At 49.5% G+C, this 15,705-nt stretch carries 17 protein-coding genes and 1 pseudogene; 4 read left to right on the top strand and 14 right to left on the bottom strand.

From position 1 onward, the window contains the following. Positions 1 to 53: 53 nt before the first annotated feature. The 11 genes and pseudogenes from ACZ5ZV_RS17450 to ACZ5ZV_RS17500 all read right to left on the bottom strand — a co-directional run bounded on the left by ACZ5ZV_RS17450 (position 54) and on the right by ACZ5ZV_RS17500 (position 9,966). Positions 54 to 884, bottom strand: a complete 831-nt coding sequence (locus ACZ5ZV_RS17450; protein ID WP_464118480.1) for a MinD/ParA family protein — start codon at positions 882 to 884, stop codon at positions 54 to 56. Further along, a complete protein-coding gene (gene flhF / locus ACZ5ZV_RS17455) occupies positions 881 to 2,341 on the bottom strand; it encodes a flagellar biosynthesis protein FlhF (RefSeq protein ID WP_464118481.1) in 1,461 nt (486 codons plus the stop codon). The genes ACZ5ZV_RS17450 and flhF overlap by 4 nt, the downstream gene beginning before the upstream one ends. Further along, positions 2,331 to 4,430, bottom strand: a complete 2,100-nt coding sequence (gene flhA / locus ACZ5ZV_RS17460) for a flagellar biosynthesis protein FlhA (RefSeq protein ID WP_464118482.1) — start codon at positions 4,428 to 4,430, stop codon at positions 2,331 to 2,333. Before flhA ends, flhF begins: the two co-directional genes overlap by 11 nt. Then, positions 4,430 to 5,491 carry a flagellar biosynthesis protein FlhB gene (gene flhB, locus ACZ5ZV_RS17465; protein ID WP_464118483.1) on the bottom strand — a complete coding sequence of 354 codons (1,062 nt, stop codon included), beginning with the start codon at positions 5,489 to 5,491 and terminating at the stop codon, positions 4,430 to 4,432. The genes flhA and flhB overlap by 1 nt, the downstream gene beginning before the upstream one ends. A 32-nt stretch (positions 5,492 to 5,523) precedes the next feature. Then, positions 5,524 to 6,303, bottom strand: coding sequence for a flagellar biosynthetic protein FliR (fliR, locus tag ACZ5ZV_RS17470; RefSeq protein ID WP_464118484.1), 780 nt, complete (start codon positions 6,301 to 6,303; stop codon positions 5,524 to 5,526). Position 6,304: 1 nt separating this feature from the next. Further along, positions 6,305 to 6,577, bottom strand: coding sequence for a flagellar biosynthesis protein FliQ (gene fliQ, locus ACZ5ZV_RS17475; protein WP_262553001.1), 273 nt, complete (start codon positions 6,575 to 6,577; stop codon positions 6,305 to 6,307). An 8-nt stretch (positions 6,578 to 6,585) separates the two neighbouring features. Further along, entirely contained in the window at positions 6,586 to 7,347 is a 762-nt protein-coding gene (fliP, locus tag ACZ5ZV_RS17480; RefSeq protein ID WP_464118485.1) for a flagellar type III secretion system pore protein FliP, read from the bottom strand. Beyond that, positions 7,344 to 8,036: a FliO/MopB family protein gene (locus tag ACZ5ZV_RS17485; protein WP_464118487.1), complete on the bottom strand. Its 693-nt coding sequence runs from the start codon at positions 8,034 to 8,036 to the stop codon at positions 7,344 to 7,346. The genes fliP and ACZ5ZV_RS17485 overlap by 4 nt, the downstream gene beginning before the upstream one ends. A gap of 5 nt (positions 8,037 to 8,041) precedes the next feature. Further along, positions 8,042 to 8,293: pseudogene (fliN, locus tag ACZ5ZV_RS17490) on the bottom strand (flagellar motor switch protein FliN); the annotation flags it as partial. 125 nt (positions 8,294 to 8,418) lie between these two features. After that, the gene (gene fliM / locus ACZ5ZV_RS17495; RefSeq protein ID WP_464118489.1) at positions 8,419 to 9,420 is read right to left on the bottom strand and encodes a flagellar motor switch protein FliM; all 1,002 of its coding nucleotides are present in this window, start codon (positions 9,418 to 9,420) and stop codon (positions 8,419 to 8,421) included. A gap of 9 nt (positions 9,421 to 9,429) precedes the next feature. Then, a complete protein-coding gene (locus ACZ5ZV_RS17500; protein WP_464118491.1) occupies positions 9,430 to 9,966 on the bottom strand; it encodes a flagellar basal body-associated FliL family protein in 537 nt (178 codons plus the stop codon). Positions 9,967 to 10,218: 252 nt separating this feature from the next. On the opposite strand from ACZ5ZV_RS17500, the gene ACZ5ZV_RS17505 reads away from it, so the two are divergent. From ACZ5ZV_RS17505 to ACZ5ZV_RS17515, 3 genes are all read left to right on the top strand, one after another. Beyond that, entirely contained in the window at positions 10,219 to 10,500 is a 282-nt protein-coding gene (locus ACZ5ZV_RS17505; protein ID WP_464118492.1) for a CsbD family protein, read from the top strand. 33 nt (positions 10,501 to 10,533) lie between these two features. Further along, positions 10,534 to 10,830, top strand: a complete 297-nt coding sequence (locus ACZ5ZV_RS17510; protein ID WP_464118493.1) for a hypothetical protein — start codon at positions 10,534 to 10,536, stop codon at positions 10,828 to 10,830. Between the two features lie 165 nt (positions 10,831 to 10,995). Beyond that, on the top strand, positions 10,996 to 11,784 hold the full coding sequence (locus ACZ5ZV_RS17515; RefSeq protein WP_464118494.1) for a murein L,D-transpeptidase catalytic domain family protein: 789 nt from the start codon (positions 10,996 to 10,998) through the stop codon (positions 11,782 to 11,784). A gap of 12 nt (positions 11,785 to 11,796) precedes the next feature. Here ACZ5ZV_RS17515 and ACZ5ZV_RS17520 read toward each other — a convergent pair whose 3' ends face one another. After that, positions 11,797 to 12,648, bottom strand: coding sequence for an inositol monophosphatase family protein (locus ACZ5ZV_RS17520; RefSeq protein ID WP_464118495.1), 852 nt, complete (start codon positions 12,646 to 12,648; stop codon positions 11,797 to 11,799). 133 nt (positions 12,649 to 12,781) lie between these two features. Here ACZ5ZV_RS17520 and ACZ5ZV_RS17525 point away from each other — a divergent pair, with 133 nt between their 5' ends. Continuing rightward, entirely contained in the window at positions 12,782 to 13,573 is a 792-nt protein-coding gene (locus ACZ5ZV_RS17525; protein WP_464118497.1) for an SPOR domain-containing protein, read from the top strand. A gap of 64 nt (positions 13,574 to 13,637) precedes the next feature. Here ACZ5ZV_RS17525 and ACZ5ZV_RS17530 read toward each other — a convergent pair whose 3' ends face one another. Both ACZ5ZV_RS17530 and ACZ5ZV_RS17535 read right to left on the bottom strand, forming a co-directional pair. Beyond that, positions 13,638 to 14,234: a hypothetical protein gene (locus ACZ5ZV_RS17530; RefSeq protein ID WP_464118499.1), complete on the bottom strand. Its 597-nt coding sequence runs from the start codon at positions 14,232 to 14,234 to the stop codon at positions 13,638 to 13,640. Continuing rightward, entirely contained in the window at positions 14,231 to 15,565 is a 1,335-nt protein-coding gene (locus ACZ5ZV_RS17535) for a hypothetical protein (protein WP_464118501.1), read from the bottom strand. Before ACZ5ZV_RS17535 ends, ACZ5ZV_RS17530 begins: the two co-directional genes overlap by 4 nt. Between the last annotated feature and the right edge of the window lie 140 nt (positions 15,566 to 15,705).

Genomic DNA, 15,705 nt, shown 5'->3' on the forward strand with positions numbered 1-15,705 from the left:
CAAACAGGTCGGTGCCCTAAAAGTCCAATTCTCTCAGAATTGGAAACTCGGACCTACGCACTTCCGACGACCTGGTCCCAAAACATCTGCATGCCACCGACGCACTCAATCTGTTTGCAGGACTTCTCCACCTGATTACAAATTTGACGAATAGCCTTTGAAGATTCCGCCCCGATTTCATGTCTCACAATGAGACGCTGCATTTGGTTTGCCTTACGCAGAACCACATCATTGGGAACTGAACCCCAATAATCCAGACCTATGTAGAGGAACTTATTAACCACATCATTGAAGCGTTGATACAGTCCCAACCCCTCCTGTTCATCACGCACTTGATTGCAGATGATGGAGAAATGATTGACCTTGTATTGCTTATGTAAAACTTTGATCAACGCATAGGCATCCGCAAAACTGGCAGGATCTGGCGTGATCACCACGGACACGGTCTGTGCCGCAGAGTTTAGGAACAAAACATTTTCAGCAATTCCCGGAGCGGTATCGATCAACAAATAGTCAAAGCCCAAGGGAAGTGCGCTGACCGCCTCCACCATTGCTCTTCTTTCAAAATGATTCAGATGATTGAATTCCACGATGCCACTGCCGCCAGGGATCAAGAACACATCCTTGGAAACTTCCATCAGGATGTCGCGCATCTCTTTGCGACCGGCGATGATGTCATGCAAATTTCCTGTCGGACGAACACCAAACAGAATATCCACATTAGCCATACCCAGGTCACCATCGAGGATCAAAACCTTTTTGCCTTTTTGCGCCAGAGTCAGTGCCATGTTCGCGACCAATGTGGTTTTACCCACACCCCCTTTGCCGGATGTGATACTGATCGTGCGCGTGCGCTGCATATTGAAAGAATTCATTCTGCTCATACAGCTTCAGAGTCCTGTTGTTTAAGTTTTGTGATACGGAAAATCAGATCCAGCAAACGTTCTTTGGTTGCAAACTCGAAGTCCTCTGGAACACGAGGCCCGATCCCGAACGAGTGCAATGGCACATCGAATCTCTTCATAAAGTTATAAATGGTCCCATGCTGGGTGGATTCATCCAAAGATGTGAAGATCACATCTTTATACCCCAGAACGGAATAACGACGACCCAGTTCAGTGCAGTCGCTGTCCTTGGCATTGGTGGACAGAGTCAAATGAATGTTCGGGTTCAGTGCCGCAGGTGGCAGAAGACTCTTCAACATCTGAATCTCGTCGTTGCTCTTAAGGCTCAAACCTGTGTAGTCGACCAACACGCAATCCACATTTGCCAGATAGCGCATCAAATTCGTCCAATCCTGCTGAGTTCGAATCACCGAGAACGGGACATTCAAAATCTGCGCGTAAATTTTCATTTGATCGGCCGCCCCCACCTTAAAGGTGTCCGTCGTGAACAAGGCAATCTTTTTACCTTCACGAACCACCATGTGGCTGGCCATTTTAATCAAGGCCGAGGTTTTGCCGCTTCCTGCCGGGCCGACAAAACAATGAATCTTCCCCTGACTTGGATTGGTTGCGATCTTTGTGGCATCCAGAACATGACGAGCCACCCAAGCTTCGACCAAAGATCGATTCTTCAGCTTCAGAGCCGGAAGAGTTTCCTGTGCCTGAGTCAGGATTTCCGCAGCGATCTCGGGCGCCATTCCTGCACCGGTCAATTTGGAGTAGACAAAGCTTAGGTCATAATTGATGCCATAGTCAGCACCGGGATGAGAACCGGCAAAGGTTTGAGGCATCTGCTGGAACTGGCTGATAACTTGTTTCAGACTGGCAATTTCATTTTTCAGGGCCTGAATTTCAGGCGTTTCAACCGCCACCGGAGCCGCTGGCCGTGCCTGCGTCGCGGTTGTTTTTGTCTGGGGATTGGTCTTTTTTACGGCATTCCCACCACGAGAGAAGATTTCATCCTGCTCCTGGAAGGCATTCAACGCTCTTTGTGCCGCAGAACGCACTCGTTCTTCAGACACTCGGTTCTGCCGATTCAACTCATGTTCATCTTCGATATCAATGTATCGTCTTTGCGTGATGGGCTGAGCCTGAGCCGGCGCCGCCTTTTGCACATGCTTTTCCACCATCTTCTGGATCAGCTCTTTCTGCTGTCTGGCAGAACTGTTATTGAACTTAACCCGATCCTGTTCGCGCAATCTGGATTCAGCAAACTTCTTTTTTTGCAAAGTCTCTTCAGAAACGGCGGCTGTAATCTCCACACTGCCCTCTCCGACAAGACCGAAGCTTTTATTGTTGTCGCGCGCTGACAGGATGATGGCATCAGGCCCCAGCTGGGTCTTGACCATCTCCAAAGCTTCTTTCATGGTACGTGCTTCAAATTTCTTAACCTGCATGGCTCATCTCCACGAGTGCAACAGAGTTCACATCCGCATCCGACGACAATTCATTGTGTGAAAGCACAACCAACTGAGGAATAAAGCGGGACGTTAATTTATATAAATGACGACGTGACGTTGGGCTGGTCAGCAGAATCGGCTGACTGGCCACTTCAGGATGGTTTTCCACCGTGCGGGCAATTTCGTTGATCAAACGATGTGCCGTGTTCGGATCCATCACCAACTGCACCCCTTGCTCAGTTTGCAGCAACGAATTGGCGATCAATTCCTCAATATGAGGATGCAATGTCATAACCGGGATATTGCCCATCTCCGTCGTGTACTTCGCCGTGATACCACGAGACAGAGCGCGGCGAACCTGCTCTGTCAGCACCTCGATGTCCTTCGTGCGAGGGGCATCATCCGCCAATGTTTCAAAGATCGTCAGAAGATCACGAATGGACACTTGTTCCTTCAACAGGTTCTGAAGGACACGCACCACAGATCCCAACGGAAGCAGATCCGGGATAAGTTCTTCCACCACCTTCGGATGAGATTTCTTGAAGTTTTCAATAAGTGCCGAGGCTTCCTGACGACCCAGAAGCTCATGCGCATGGGTGCGGATGATTTCTGTCAAGTGAGTTGCCATGACTGTCGGCAGATCCACCACGGTGTATCCAGCCAGTTCTGCATCCTCTTTACGCGCAGGCGAAATCCAAAGGGCATCCAAGCCAAATGCCGGCTCTTTTGTCGGAATACCTTCGATTCTTTCGGCCACATTGCCCGGATCCATCGCCAGCAAAGCTTCCGGACGAAGAGTCCCGCCCCCGACGCGATTGCCCTTGATCATCAGGCGGTATTCGCCCGGTGCCAGTTGCAGATTGTCGCGGATGTGAATACTTGGAACCAAAATTCCCAGATCCAGAGCAAACTGCTTGCGGATGCTGACAATACGTTCAAGCAAGTCACCGCTTTGATCGGATTCAACAATATTGATAAGGCCATAGCCCACTTCCAGCTCGACCATGTCCAGCGGAAGCATCGTTTCGATGTTTTCTTTCTTCGGCGCTGACAAAGCCGCTTCGGACTGTCTTTTCGCCACTTCGGCCTGCTCGGCACGGGCCTTTTTAATAACCCAGGCAGTTCCACACAACAAACCACCCATCAACAAGAATGGGATGGTTGGAAGACCCGGCACCAGACCCATCAGGATCAAAACCGCACCGGAGATCATCACCGCACGAGGTTTCACAAACAACTGACCGGTGACTTCCTCACCAACGTCTTTTTCAGAGTTGGAAGTACGAGTCACGATAATACCGGCAGCTGTCGAGATCACCAACGCCGGGATCTGGGAAAGCAAACCGTCACCAATGGTCAGCATGGTGTAGTATTTCGCAGCCGTTCCGACATCAAGACCCTTTTGAATAACCCCGATCGCCAAACCACCAATGATATTGATCATGGTGATGATGATACCGGCAATGGCATCACCGCGAACAAACTTGGAGGCACCATCCATTGCGCCATAGAAGTCCGCTTCGCCTTCGACCTGCTTACGGCGCTTACGAGCCTCAGCTTCGGTGATATGACCCGCATTCAGTTCCGCATCGATGGACATTTGCTTACCAGGCATCGCATCCAAGGTGAAGCGAGCTGCAACTTCCGCCACGCGCCCGGAACCCTTGGTGATAACCATGAAGTTGATGACCATCAGGATCAAGAACATCACAAAACCGATCACATAGTTTCCACCCACCACAAAGTTCGCAAACGATGCGATCACGTGACCGGCGGCCTGCTCCCCTTCATGCCCGTGAGTCAAAATCAAACGCGTCGTGGCCACGTTCAGGGCCAGACGGAACAAGGTCGTCATCAGAAGCAATGACGGGAAAGATGTGAAATCCAAAGCTCTGTCAGTGTAAATACTAACCAACAGGATCAAAATGCTGATGGCCAAAGAGAAAGTCAGGGTCAAATCCAGCATTACCGGAGGCAAAGGAATGATCATCACCGCAAGGACTGCCAACAGACCCACAGCAATGAAAAGATCCGTATTCTTCGTGATCTTATCGAATCGTTTTAGAAACTGAAACAACTGATCCATTATCTTTTCTTCCTACGCAAACGGTAAACGTACGAAAGCACTTCGGCCACAGCCACAAAAAGCTCCCGGGGAATAACTTGTCCAATTTTCAAAGTCTTAAAGATCGTGCGCGCCAGTGGCTTGTTTTCCACGATCGGCACATTGTGCTCGCGCGCCACTTCTTTGATTTTTTCCGCAACATGATCCGCCCCCATGGCCACGATCTGTGGTGCCGGCAGATTGTCGGTGTATTTCAGAACCACCGCGATGTGCGTAGGATTGGTGATGACCACATCGGCCTTGGGAATTTCCGACATCATGCGCTTACTCGCCATTTCACGCTGGATTCGGCGGATGCGGGATTTGATCAGCGGATCACCCTCACGCTGCTTGTGCTCTTCTTTGACCTCTTGCTTGGTCATCATCATTTTCTTTTCAAGATCATAGCGCTGATAGAAGTAATCCGCGCCAGCAATCACCAGCATCACGCCACCAACACCACCAAGCAGCTTCACCACGACAACACCCACGTAGGCGATGATCTGTTCGATGGAGTACGTCAGCATGTAAGGAACCTGATTCACTTCACTGCGCAGAAGGAAGTAAAGAATCAAACCCACGGTGCCCATTTTCAGAATGGATTTCAGGGCCTCAACAACGGCACGAAGGCTGAAGATGCGTTTGAAGCCTTCAGCCGGATTCAATTTTTCAAAATTAGGAGAAACAGCGTCTTCGACCTGAAGGAAGCCGATCTGAACAATCGAGGAAGCAGCACCGATAATACCGGTAAACAGCAAAACGGGCGCCACAAGGATCATGGCTTTGATCCCGCAATATTTGAAAGCCTCTACAAAGTTTCCTTCTCGCACCATCTTGACCATGTCATCCCCGAAGGAATGCTGGAAGATCTCAAAGATGTTCTGAAAGAAAAAGCGACCCAAAGCATACACGCCACCAGCCGCGGCCAGTAAAATTACTGCCGACGCCAGCTCCTTTGTATGTGCAACGTTCCCTTTTTTGCGAAACTCTTCCCGTCTCGCGTCCGTTGCTTCTTCGGACTTTTCGCCGTTATCCTCAGCCATCTCGTTCCTTCCTAGAACTTAAAAGCCTTACCCTATAAGTGTTTCATCACATCGAACAGTTTGCTAGCTGTGATTTCAACAACTCCATTCATTTCCATAACCAACAAAGGAAGGCAGATGAAAACCACCGCCATTCCCATCATAATCGTCACTGGCATACTTGTGACCAGGACGTTGATCTGGGGCACGGCTCTTCCCAGAATACCCATCGCCAAATTCACAATCAAAATCGCCACCAGAATCGGGGCGCACATTTTAATCGCCATGACCAGAACCGCCTGGCCGTAAACGGCGATTTCTGCAAACGGCCCGATATTTAATGCCAAAGAGCTCACCGGAACCAGCTCATAGCTTTGCGCAATCGCGGTCAAAAGCATGTGGTGCCCGTTGATCGCCAGGAACACCAGGGTGGCCATAGCGGAATAGAATTGCTCGACGACGCCCCCTTGGGAACCCATCATCGGGTTATAGATTTGAGCGGCACTTAAACCCACGCTCATGGAAACCAGATCCCCTGTCATACTGACCACAAAGAAGAACAGTCGGGTTAAAAAACCCAAGGTCAATCCAACAAGCAGCTCTCGCACGGCCAAACCGATGATTTCATTGGAAATTAGCCCATAATCAACATTTCCAACCTTCACCACTGGAAAAATAACCATGGCTAAAACCAGTGAAAGCAGGACCTTAATAGGCGCATTCACCAGCGGAGAGCCAAAGAACGAAGAGGACACGACATAGGCAATCATGCGCAGTAGAACCAACGCAAAAAGAAGAATCTGAGCCTCTGTCAACGCACTCCAGTTCAGCACTCTATTCCCTCACCATCACGGCAATATTTTCAAATAAATTCACGGTGTAAGTACTCATCACGTCCATCATCCACGGGCCGGCCAGGATAAACACCGCCGCCACCACGATCATTTTTGGAATGAACGTCAAAGTCGCCTCATTGATCTGAGTCAAAGCCTGGAACACACTCACGGCCAGACCCACAACCAATGTGCTGATCAAAAGCGGTGCCGCCAACATGGCTGTTGTTCGAAGCGCATCCTGTCCCAGTCGAATCACCAATTCATCTGTCACTTTTCACCTCACCCGAAACTCTTGACCATGGACCCGATAAGCAGACCCCATCCATCCACAAGAACAAAGAGCATAATTTTAAACGGCAACGAAATGACGACTGGAGGAAGCATCATCATACCCATGGCCATCAAAACACTGGCGGCGACGATGTCGATCACCAGGAATGGCAGGAAGATGATAAAACCGATCTGGAATGCCGTCTTCAATTCGGAAACCACAAAAGCCGGAACCAAAACCATCGTCGGCACATCCGCTCGAGTTTTAGGTTTATCCACTTTGGAAAGCTTCAGGAACAACGCCAGATCCGAGTCACGGGTCTGATGGAACATAAACTTACGTAGCGGCGCCAACGTGTTTTCCAGCGCCTGATCCTGAGAGATCTTTCCGGCCATGTACGGCTGGATACCATTGGTGTTCATTTCATTGAACGCCGGTTGCATCACAAAGAAAGTCAAAAATAAGGCCAGACCCACCAAAAGCTGGTTGGGTGGCATCTGTTGAACCCCCATCGCCTGTCTTAGGAAAGACAATACGATGATAATACGGGTAAAGCCCGTCATCATGATCAGAATGGCCGGAGCCAAGGTCAGCACCGTCATGACCATGATAAGCTTCACAGCATTCACAACCTCATTAGGGTTGTCTGTGGTCTTAAATCCCAGATTCATTGTTGGCAATGTCACCTGCGCCAACGCTGGCGAACTTGCCAAGAAGATCGTCAGAGGCAAAAGAAGCAGACTCCAAAGAGCCCATTTATTCTTAATCACTGAAGAGACCTCATGCCTTTCAGGCGTTTGGAGACGATGTCTTTAATACCACTGATGGCGAACTCTTCATCCAGGTCCATGTCCTTGGCACTGCGCTTGCGGGGGGCTGGCACTTCTTCTGCGGTCTCATCAAAGTCCGCGTCTTGAGCGGACTGCCCCAGAACCTTCCCGAAGCTCTGTGGAGCCTCTTCCGGAACCTCATCATCCAAAAGAGACAGCGACTTGATCATGGAGATATTATGATCTGTCACGCCAATCAGGATGGATTCACCCGCCACACGCACAATCGCCAGACTTTTTTTAGGCCCCAGATAGTGCTGCTGCAAAACCTTGATCTGCGTCTGATGTTTCATCGCGCGCGGGATTTTGTATTTTTTCAGGAAGAAGTAAGCTCCGGTGCCCACAATACCCAACAGGGACAACGTAAACAGAATACGGAACACACCACTGCCTTCGTTGGAGGCTGTCTTTTTACTTTCCAGATTCAGAAGAATTTCTGACTCTTTGCGATTATCCACTTTTGGCAGATCTTTTGGATCCGCCGTAGCCGCCGCTGACAGCTCCTGGGATTCAGAATCCACCGGGGCCGTCAAGGTCGTCTCCTCAACAACAGCGCCTGCCGTCTTTTCAGAAGCCTGGGCAGAAACTGACACAACAAGGATCAAAGAAAGCAACCAACGCATTTTCATACCTCTTATCTGAGCTGTTCCACACGCTCAGCAGGAGAAATAATATCAGTCAAACGCACACCGAACTTCTCGTTCACCACCACGGCCTCACCGCGTGCGATCAACTTGTCGTTCACGTACACTTCCATCGGCTCCCCCGCCAATTTGCTCAGCTCAATCACAGAGCCTTGAGTCAGGTTCAAAAGCTCGCTGACCGGCATTTTGGTACGACCCAGCTCCACGGAAACCTTGAGAGGAATATCCAGGATCAGGTTCAAGTTTCTATCTTTATGTGTCGGCATTTCGCTGGAGGCTCTTTTACTGCCAGCTTCAGCCATTCCTGCGGCTTCGGCCACCAGCTGATCTGCCAGGTTGTCCAATGTATCGTCGCTCATTCATCCCCCTACTTTTCCACCGGTCTGGTCACTTGGACAGCCACGGTTCCATGATGTATTCCGTAATAACCTTTAAACTTTCTAACACCTTCGACAGCCACGTCGAATTCACCGGACGCATCCTGATCCAACGGGATCACATCGCCCACCTTCAGATTCATCAGATCACGCAACTTGATTTCGGTTTCACCCAGGTTCACTTTGATTTCCATGTCTGTTTCCAGCAACTGCTCCTGAATGATCGCCGTCCAAAGCTTTTTGTCCGTCTGATCCGTTTCCACCTGGAAACCAGTCTGTAGCTTCTGTTTGATCGGCTCGATGGTCGCGTAAGGAATCACGATGGAAATCGTGCCCGTCGCATTTTCCAATTCCACGTCAAATGTGGAGGCAATAACCACGTCCGTCGGTGGCACAATCCCCACGAACTGCGGATTCACCTCGGTACGCACAAAAGAACAACCGATCTTTTCAATGGAGGCCCAGGCCATTTCCATGTCATTGATCGCCAGCCCCACCACCTTTTGGACAATGGATAGCTCAATCGGGGTGAAGTCTTTACCGTCAATTTTTGTATAAGGACGATCCGCCCCGCCGAAGAAGCTGTCCACCAACGCGTAAGCCAGCTTGCTCTCTATTACAAACAAGGCAGAACCACGCAGATTACCAAAGCGCAGAACGCTCATGCACGTGGGCATGGGAAGTGTATTGATAAACTCGCCAAACTTTAAGAATTCTGTGGAGGTCAGTGTGATAGACGCGATCTTACGAAGCGCCGAGGACAACGATACCCGGAAGGCCCGCATGAATTTTTCGTAGATAACTTCCAATTGAGGAAGACGGCCACGAATAATACGGTCCTGACTGGTCAGATCGTAGGAAACGATCTTACGCTCGTCCACCTTGCCGACGTTCTGAGCTTCGGGCTTGGATGTTTCTGAAGAGGCGACATCCCCATCGGAGACCGCCGCTAACAGAGCATCCACTTCACTTTGTGAAAGAACCTGATTCATAGTCCTGCCTTAGTTATAGATAAACTCTGTGAAGAACACGTTTGAAATCTTCCCCTGGACCAGGAAAGAGTTAATGGTGTCCTTGATTTCACTTCTTAAGCTGTCTTTGCCTTCGCGGGACGAAACTTCCGCGTAAGTCTTGCTGGAAAGGATAATAATAATGATATCGCGGATCTGGGCCTTGCGCTTTTCCAGTTCCTCCATGGCATGGGTGCCGGTCACTTCCAGCTCCATGTTCACCTTGGCCACCTGACGGCCTTTAGAACCAGCCAGATTAACGATAAAGGTTTCCAAAGGAACCACCTTGCCGATGACTTCCTTCTCTTCGGTCGCTTCTTTGTGTTGAGCTTCCGCCTCACCTTTAATGACGTGTTCGATCTTGGGCTCTGCCGCCTCTTTCTTTCGGTTTGAATAAAGCATGAAACCCACGCCGGCAACGACGAGCATATTAATGACCGCCAGGGCAATAAGTAGTATAGGCTTTTGTCCAGATCCCCCGCTCGGAGCTGACACTGCTTCCGATGCTGCCGCTTTTTCTTCAGCCACTTCATCCTCCATGATGAATGACCACATAGTGGTCCTATCAAGATTGAAAGCAACAGAGATGCCAACAGGACCCAAGTCCTGTCAGGAAGACTGCGGTCCAACACATTTGATTTCAGGCAAAATTTGCCCCTGTAGTGAATGTTTGCCGGGTAGTAATTCTATGACAGTAGTCAAAGTTTTGGCGCAGAAATTTGACTATTTGACCAAACGGGAGCCTCCTAAAGATAGCTGAATCCACTCAAGGAGGTACTTATGAACAAAGACATATTCCAGGGAAAAATTAAAGAGATCTCTGGCGAGATCCGCAAAAAATGGGGTGACCTCACTGACGACGACATCCAAAAAACAAAAGGCAATTTGGAAGCATTAAGCGGACTTGTTCAACAAAAGATCGGACTGTCCAAAGAAGAAGCCTCCCGTCAGGTCAAAGACTTCATGTCGGGCCTGGATAGAAAATTTACCAGCGGTGCAGATAAAGCCAGCGACAAAGTGAATGAAAAAATCGACAAACTAAAAAGTAAGTTGTCTCACTAGCACATCCCGACCCAGGTCGAGGAAGGAGCATCTATGGACAAGCAATCCTTCGAAAATAAATTCGGAGCTTTCTCCAGCGCTTTGAAACAGAAGTTCGCAGGTCTTAATCTGACCGATGAGGAAATTCGAAAAGCCTTAAAGAACCCCGACGAGCTGGTGTCCTTGGTTTCCGCTAAAACCGGCATTCCCCGGGACGAAGCGGACAAGCGTGTTCATCAGGTCATGAGCACTGTCGGCATTGATGACTCAACCGTCAAAGGCTTCATGGAAAAATGGGGCGACAAAGTGGGCGATAAATTAGCTGATATCAAAAACAAACTCAGCCACTGACCCGAAGAATAGGAGAGGCAACCCCTCTCCTATTTTTTTGCGAACACCAGGTGCAATAGAGCGAATTTCCGTCCCTTTTTTGTGTTTTATTCCTGTCTAAAATCCTGACAGTTTTCATTCTGTCCAAGCCATACTATAACGGGTTCCTATTTAGTAGGAGACCCAATGAAATTGTATTTGAATCTGGTTTTAGGCGGACTGATTTGCACTCTGGGGCTGACGGCCCACGCTCAATCTTCCGGTAGTGCCATCACCAAAAAGATCCTCAGTGCGGGGGTTCCGGCCGACGCGCTCTCTCGACTGACTAAATTCATGTATGAAAACCGTGGCCGCAGCTTCAATCAGGACACCTACATCTGCGAAGGAAAAGATCCGGCCAGCGTCCGTCCTTGTGAAGAAAACAAGCGTATCCGCAGCAGCAAGACAGTCACGCTGCAAAACCCTCAGTATGTGGCTATCGTGGATTATACTGCCCCTTCCACTCAACGTCGTTTTTACTTCATAAATATGCGCACCGGGGATGTGCAGAAATATTATGCCTCTCACGGCATCGGCAGTGGTGAGGGCAACTACGCTTATAAATTTAGTAACACCAAAGATTCCCGCCAGACCTCTCTGGGTTTCTACCTGACGGGAGAGATCTACACAGGCTCTTACGGCAAGACCTTGCGCATGTATGGTCTGCAAAAATCCAATGATCAGGCTTATAACCGTGACATCGTTGTCCACGGAGCCTGGTATGTGGGCGAGGACTTTATAAATATGAAAAATCCAAAGACCGGTCAGCCTTTCGGCCGCCTGGGGCTTAGCTGGGGTTGCCCAGCACTCTCCCTTTCCATGGCTGACAAACTGATTCCTTACCTGCAAAAAGGCAGTGTGATTTTCCACTACCACTCCACTTTGCTGGATGAATCACAAAGCGGCCGACTGGTCGTTGGCACAAATCCAAAGTAACCGTCGATCTTTCTAGTTGGTGCCTTCGCTCAAATGGGGCACCAGCACCTTTTGTATCTCTGCCACCATCGCCGCATTGCCTGCCACTATCGAATTCTTATAAGGCGTGTACTTGTCTCCGCGATAAGTCTGCACAACACCACCGGCTTCTTCCACCAGCAGAATTCCCGCAGCCGCATCCCACGGCTGGATATTTCGTTCCCAGTAGCCATCAAACACGCCCCGCGCCACCTGCGCAAGATCATAGGCGGCAGCCCCAGGGCGACGCACGCCTCGACATTTGCGGACCATCTCATCGAAGATGCGCAACTGCTCTGAGATCACATGCTCATGCTCTGACACAAAACCCGTCGCCAGCAGACCTTTTTTGAGTTCCGTGTTTTTGCTGACACTTAAACGGCGCCCGTTGACGAAGGCTCCGTGGCCACGAATCGCCGTGTAAGTTTCCTTTAGAATAGGCACATCAATCACAGCCAACTGAATCTGACCGTCAATTTCCAGCCCTAGACTGATGCAGAAAATCGGAAAGCGATGAACATAGTTCGTGGTTCCATCCAGCGGATCGAGGATCCAGCGCCCGTTGGGGCCGGCCTTGCTCCACGCGACATTGGTCCCGGTTCCATGAGAAGCGGCAAAGGTTTCCTCGCCCAAAAATTCAATTTCAGGAAAATTTTTCCTAAGATGCTCTGCGATGACTCTTTCTGATTCTTTATCGGCTTCACTGACAAGACCCGCCTGGAACTTTTCTTCCACGTGCTCTAAGTTACCGAAATAATTGAGAAGCACTTCCCGCCCTAGACTGACAGCCTTGATAGCTTGACCTAAGACCTGCTTCCAATCCCTTGATTTTACGCTGTTTTCCACGCTTTCCCCTTTGGGCCAGACCCTTGGATGATTGACCAGTTTAGCGGATTAACGCTACCATGTTTGAAGGGCCAAAGGAAGGGCCCGAAACTTAAGCATTCAAGCGGGTTTAAAAATTATGAGGATTGAAAAAATGGGTTCTAAAATGGATGTCGTGGTAAAACTAACATTAGTTTTCTCTATCTCTTTGTTGTCCTTCTCTATCGGTATTTTTGCCGGCAAAAAGTATAGTGACAACCAACACGCTCTATCTGCTTTGGAGCCGCAAAAGTCTTCTCACACTGAACGCGAAGTTGCATCTGTTCCTTCTTCTGAGCCGACCTCTGAAGGCAAAGTGGGCGCAATGACAGATGAAGAAATTGCCAAACTGGCTGAAGAATTTGTAGCTGACGAAACCACACCGGTCGCTGCTGGCGAAACCACAGCCCCTACAGCTGAAGGCCACCACGCTGAAGTGGCTGAAAGCAAAACTGAAACAAAAGTAGAACCAAAAGATCCGCACAAACCAATGCCCATCAAAGCCGACAAGACGCCAGTGACTCAGAACCACGAGCCATCTGAAGCGGCAAAAACTGTGGCAGCAGGCAAGTCCCCGGCCTCTTTGGAAGCTGTAGATAAAAAAGTGGCTGCCAAAGAAGACCGTCTGCCATCCTCTTTGCCGAAAGATGTCGCTCAGTTCGCAGTGGGTAAATTCACTGTGCAAGTGGCTTCTTACGCGGATGAAGGTGAAGCACAGAAAATGGCTTCTGATCTTAAAAACAAGGGCTACAGCGCCTTCTATGTTCCTGCGAACATCAAAGGCAAAACCTGGTTCCGCGTCAGTGTTGGTCAATTCGCCACACAAAAAGAAGCTCAGGCTTACCGCACAGAGCTTGTGACGAAAGCCAAAGTTGGCTCTGCAATTGTTCAGAAAATCACTGAATAGTTTTTAGAAGTACCGCTTTTAAAATTCCTTAAAGAAGCCTCGCCACAAGCGGGGCTTTTTTATTTTATAAAGGCAGAACCAAACCCAGGCGCAGAATAACGCCGAAGACTGGATTGGGATCAAAATCAGGGCCCATCAAAGCCCGAGTCTCAAGAGCCGCCGAGACGCCACCATAGCGGCCGGTCATAAACATCTCCAGGCCAGCACTTGCTCCGCCCATCACTTTCATTCCGGTCTTGTCACTGCGGGAGGAGCCCATGAAAGTCGTAATCACTTCCTCTTCATAGCCCCCCAGTCCCGCCCCCAGATACACAATGCCACGCATATGCTCTTCGGCTCCGGAAACCAGATTGTAACGCCCCCACATCAACAAGTCCTTATGCTTTCGTTCAATGGACGAGGTGCTGTTGCCGGTCTCATTAGAAAAATGACTGTATTCAAAAAGCACACTGTAACGACTGCGGTGATAGCCCAATCCGAAGTTAACAGGCTGACGGCTTTCAAGATCCTGGGAATTACCCCGCTCATAGCGCATTTCATAGGTCAGGGGATACAGAGCCAGCAAAGACACGGTGTCTTCAGCTTTGATCTTCATGCGGGATTCCTGAGCCCCAGCCCCTCCTGATATCGCCAGAATAAGTAGTGCAACTAGAACTCTCATTCCACGACTTCCTGATTGCTGATGGTGTTGGATTCAATGCTCAAACCCGACGCGTTCTTCTTGCAGGAATATCTTGTGTTGGCCTCATCGGTGGAATCATTCATAACACCAGCCAGGAATTCACATTCTGCCTGCTTCATTTCCGGAAGTTCCTTGGCAAAGCTCATGACATACTTTTCAGCAGGATAGTAGGGAGCTTCACCTTCAACCAGTTCAGTCTTTAAAGTGCTCAACGTGCGCAGAATCACTTTCGCCACGTCCTTGCGGGCTGCTAATGATTCCAGTCCGCGTTCCTTGGCTGAAACTTCCGTAAAACCTTTCAACATGCGGGAAAACTGCGTCCCGATAACATATGCATAGCCAGTCACATAACTTTCAAATTTCTTGGTATCACCGGCTTTATAGAACACCTGAATGCTGTTTTTAATTGTGGTTGCACTTGGCAGTTCGTAAGTCGCAAAGACTCCATCCACATTCATGGAACGATTCATTTTTTCTTTCGGCAATGACTGTGCGATGAAGTCCGGATTTCCGGTGTACATCCAACCCCAGTAATCCGCCAGGCCTTCGTTCAGACCGCGCAGCATTGCTTGGCGATAGTATTTTTGCAAAGAAGCCTCTTCCAGATCAGCCCCTTCAATGTCAGAAGGCTTCAGCCGGCCTCTGGCAGTCAGATCTTCGGCCACAATCGACGTTGTTCCAATGAAGTTCTCAAGAGTGTGCGCAGTGGCTTTGGTTTCAGCTGTGTCTTTGATAACCACTTTGTAGAACAGGGAGTGGAAGTGTTCGTGAGCCAGAATTCCGCCATTGATCGCAATCGGCAGACCCGCTTGATTGTATGGCACCACCAGCATGGAATCCGTGTCACCGTCATAATAGGCATTGTTGTTCTGCCCACCCTTGACGCGAACACCGACACCTACGTCACGCGGCCAGCTATTGATGCCACCAGCCCCCAGCTCATCATCCAACTGAGCCAGTCGCTGAGTGTGGGCATAGATTGCCACCAACTGCTGGGTCATCTCATTTGCCGGAATAAACTCGCCCTCTGGGTTTTTGATAAAACGGCTGACGGCCGGGCGGCCCGTGAGTTTGCCTTTCACGATTCGAGGGCTCATAAAGAAGCGCACAAATTTACCGGACACGGTTTGCAGATCACTGATCCCTAACAAATCCACCGTCTTTAGCGCATATCCTGATTGGGAATCCGACTGTGGAGCCAGAACACGGACCGTGCCTTTTTCCTCGGCCGTTTCCGACTGAGGAGCGCAGGCACTTAAAGTCCCGACAGCTAAAATTGTTGCGGTGATCCGGCTAAAAACGCGCTTCACAAAGTCCTCTCTAAGCTCTATAAACGGGAGGGTTCTCTCGCTCACTTGACTTATTGCGTTATAGTTATAGTGAAAAAACTCCAAAACCTCAATAAAAACTTAGAGATAGACAAACTTTGTCAGTCTCACTACAAGTTTGA

This window comes from Bdellovibrio sp. HAGR004 (genome assembly GCF_055397015.1).

Bases quoted from the DNA above. Each gene is read 5' to 3' on its own strand.
- ACZ5ZV_RS17450 (WP_464118480.1), bottom strand. From the start codon at position 884: ATGAGCAGAATGAATTCTTTCAATATGCAGCGCACGCGCACGATCAGT.
- flhF (WP_464118481.1), bottom strand. From the start codon at position 2,341: ATGCAGGTTAAGAAATTTGAAGCACGTACCATGAAAGAAGCTTTGGAG.
- flhA (WP_464118482.1), bottom strand. From the start codon at position 4,430: ATGGATCAGTTGTTTCAGTTTCTAAAACGATTCGATAAGATCACGAAG.
- flhB (WP_464118483.1), bottom strand. From the start codon at position 5,491: ATGGCTGAGGATAACGGCGAAAAGTCCGAAGAAGCAACGGACGCGAGA.
- ACZ5ZV_RS17485 (WP_464118487.1), bottom strand. From the start codon at position 8,036: ATGAAAATGCGTTGGTTGCTTTCTTTGATCCTTGTTGTGTCAGTTTCT.
- fliM (WP_464118489.1), bottom strand. From the start codon at position 9,420: ATGAATCAGGTTCTTTCACAAAGTGAAGTGGATGCTCTGTTAGCGGCG.
- ACZ5ZV_RS17505 (WP_464118492.1), top strand. From the start codon at position 10,219: ATGAACAAAGACATATTCCAGGGAAAAATTAAAGAGATCTCTGGCGAG.
- ACZ5ZV_RS17510 (WP_464118493.1), top strand. From the start codon at position 10,534: ATGGACAAGCAATCCTTCGAAAATAAATTCGGAGCTTTCTCCAGCGCT.
- ACZ5ZV_RS17515 (WP_464118494.1), top strand. From the start codon at position 10,996: ATGAAATTGTATTTGAATCTGGTTTTAGGCGGACTGATTTGCACTCTG.
- ACZ5ZV_RS17525 (WP_464118497.1), top strand. From the start codon at position 12,782: ATGGGTTCTAAAATGGATGTCGTGGTAAAACTAACATTAGTTTTCTCT.
- ACZ5ZV_RS17530 (WP_464118499.1), bottom strand. From the start codon at position 14,234: ATGAGAGTTCTAGTTGCACTACTTATTCTGGCGATATCAGGAGGGGCT.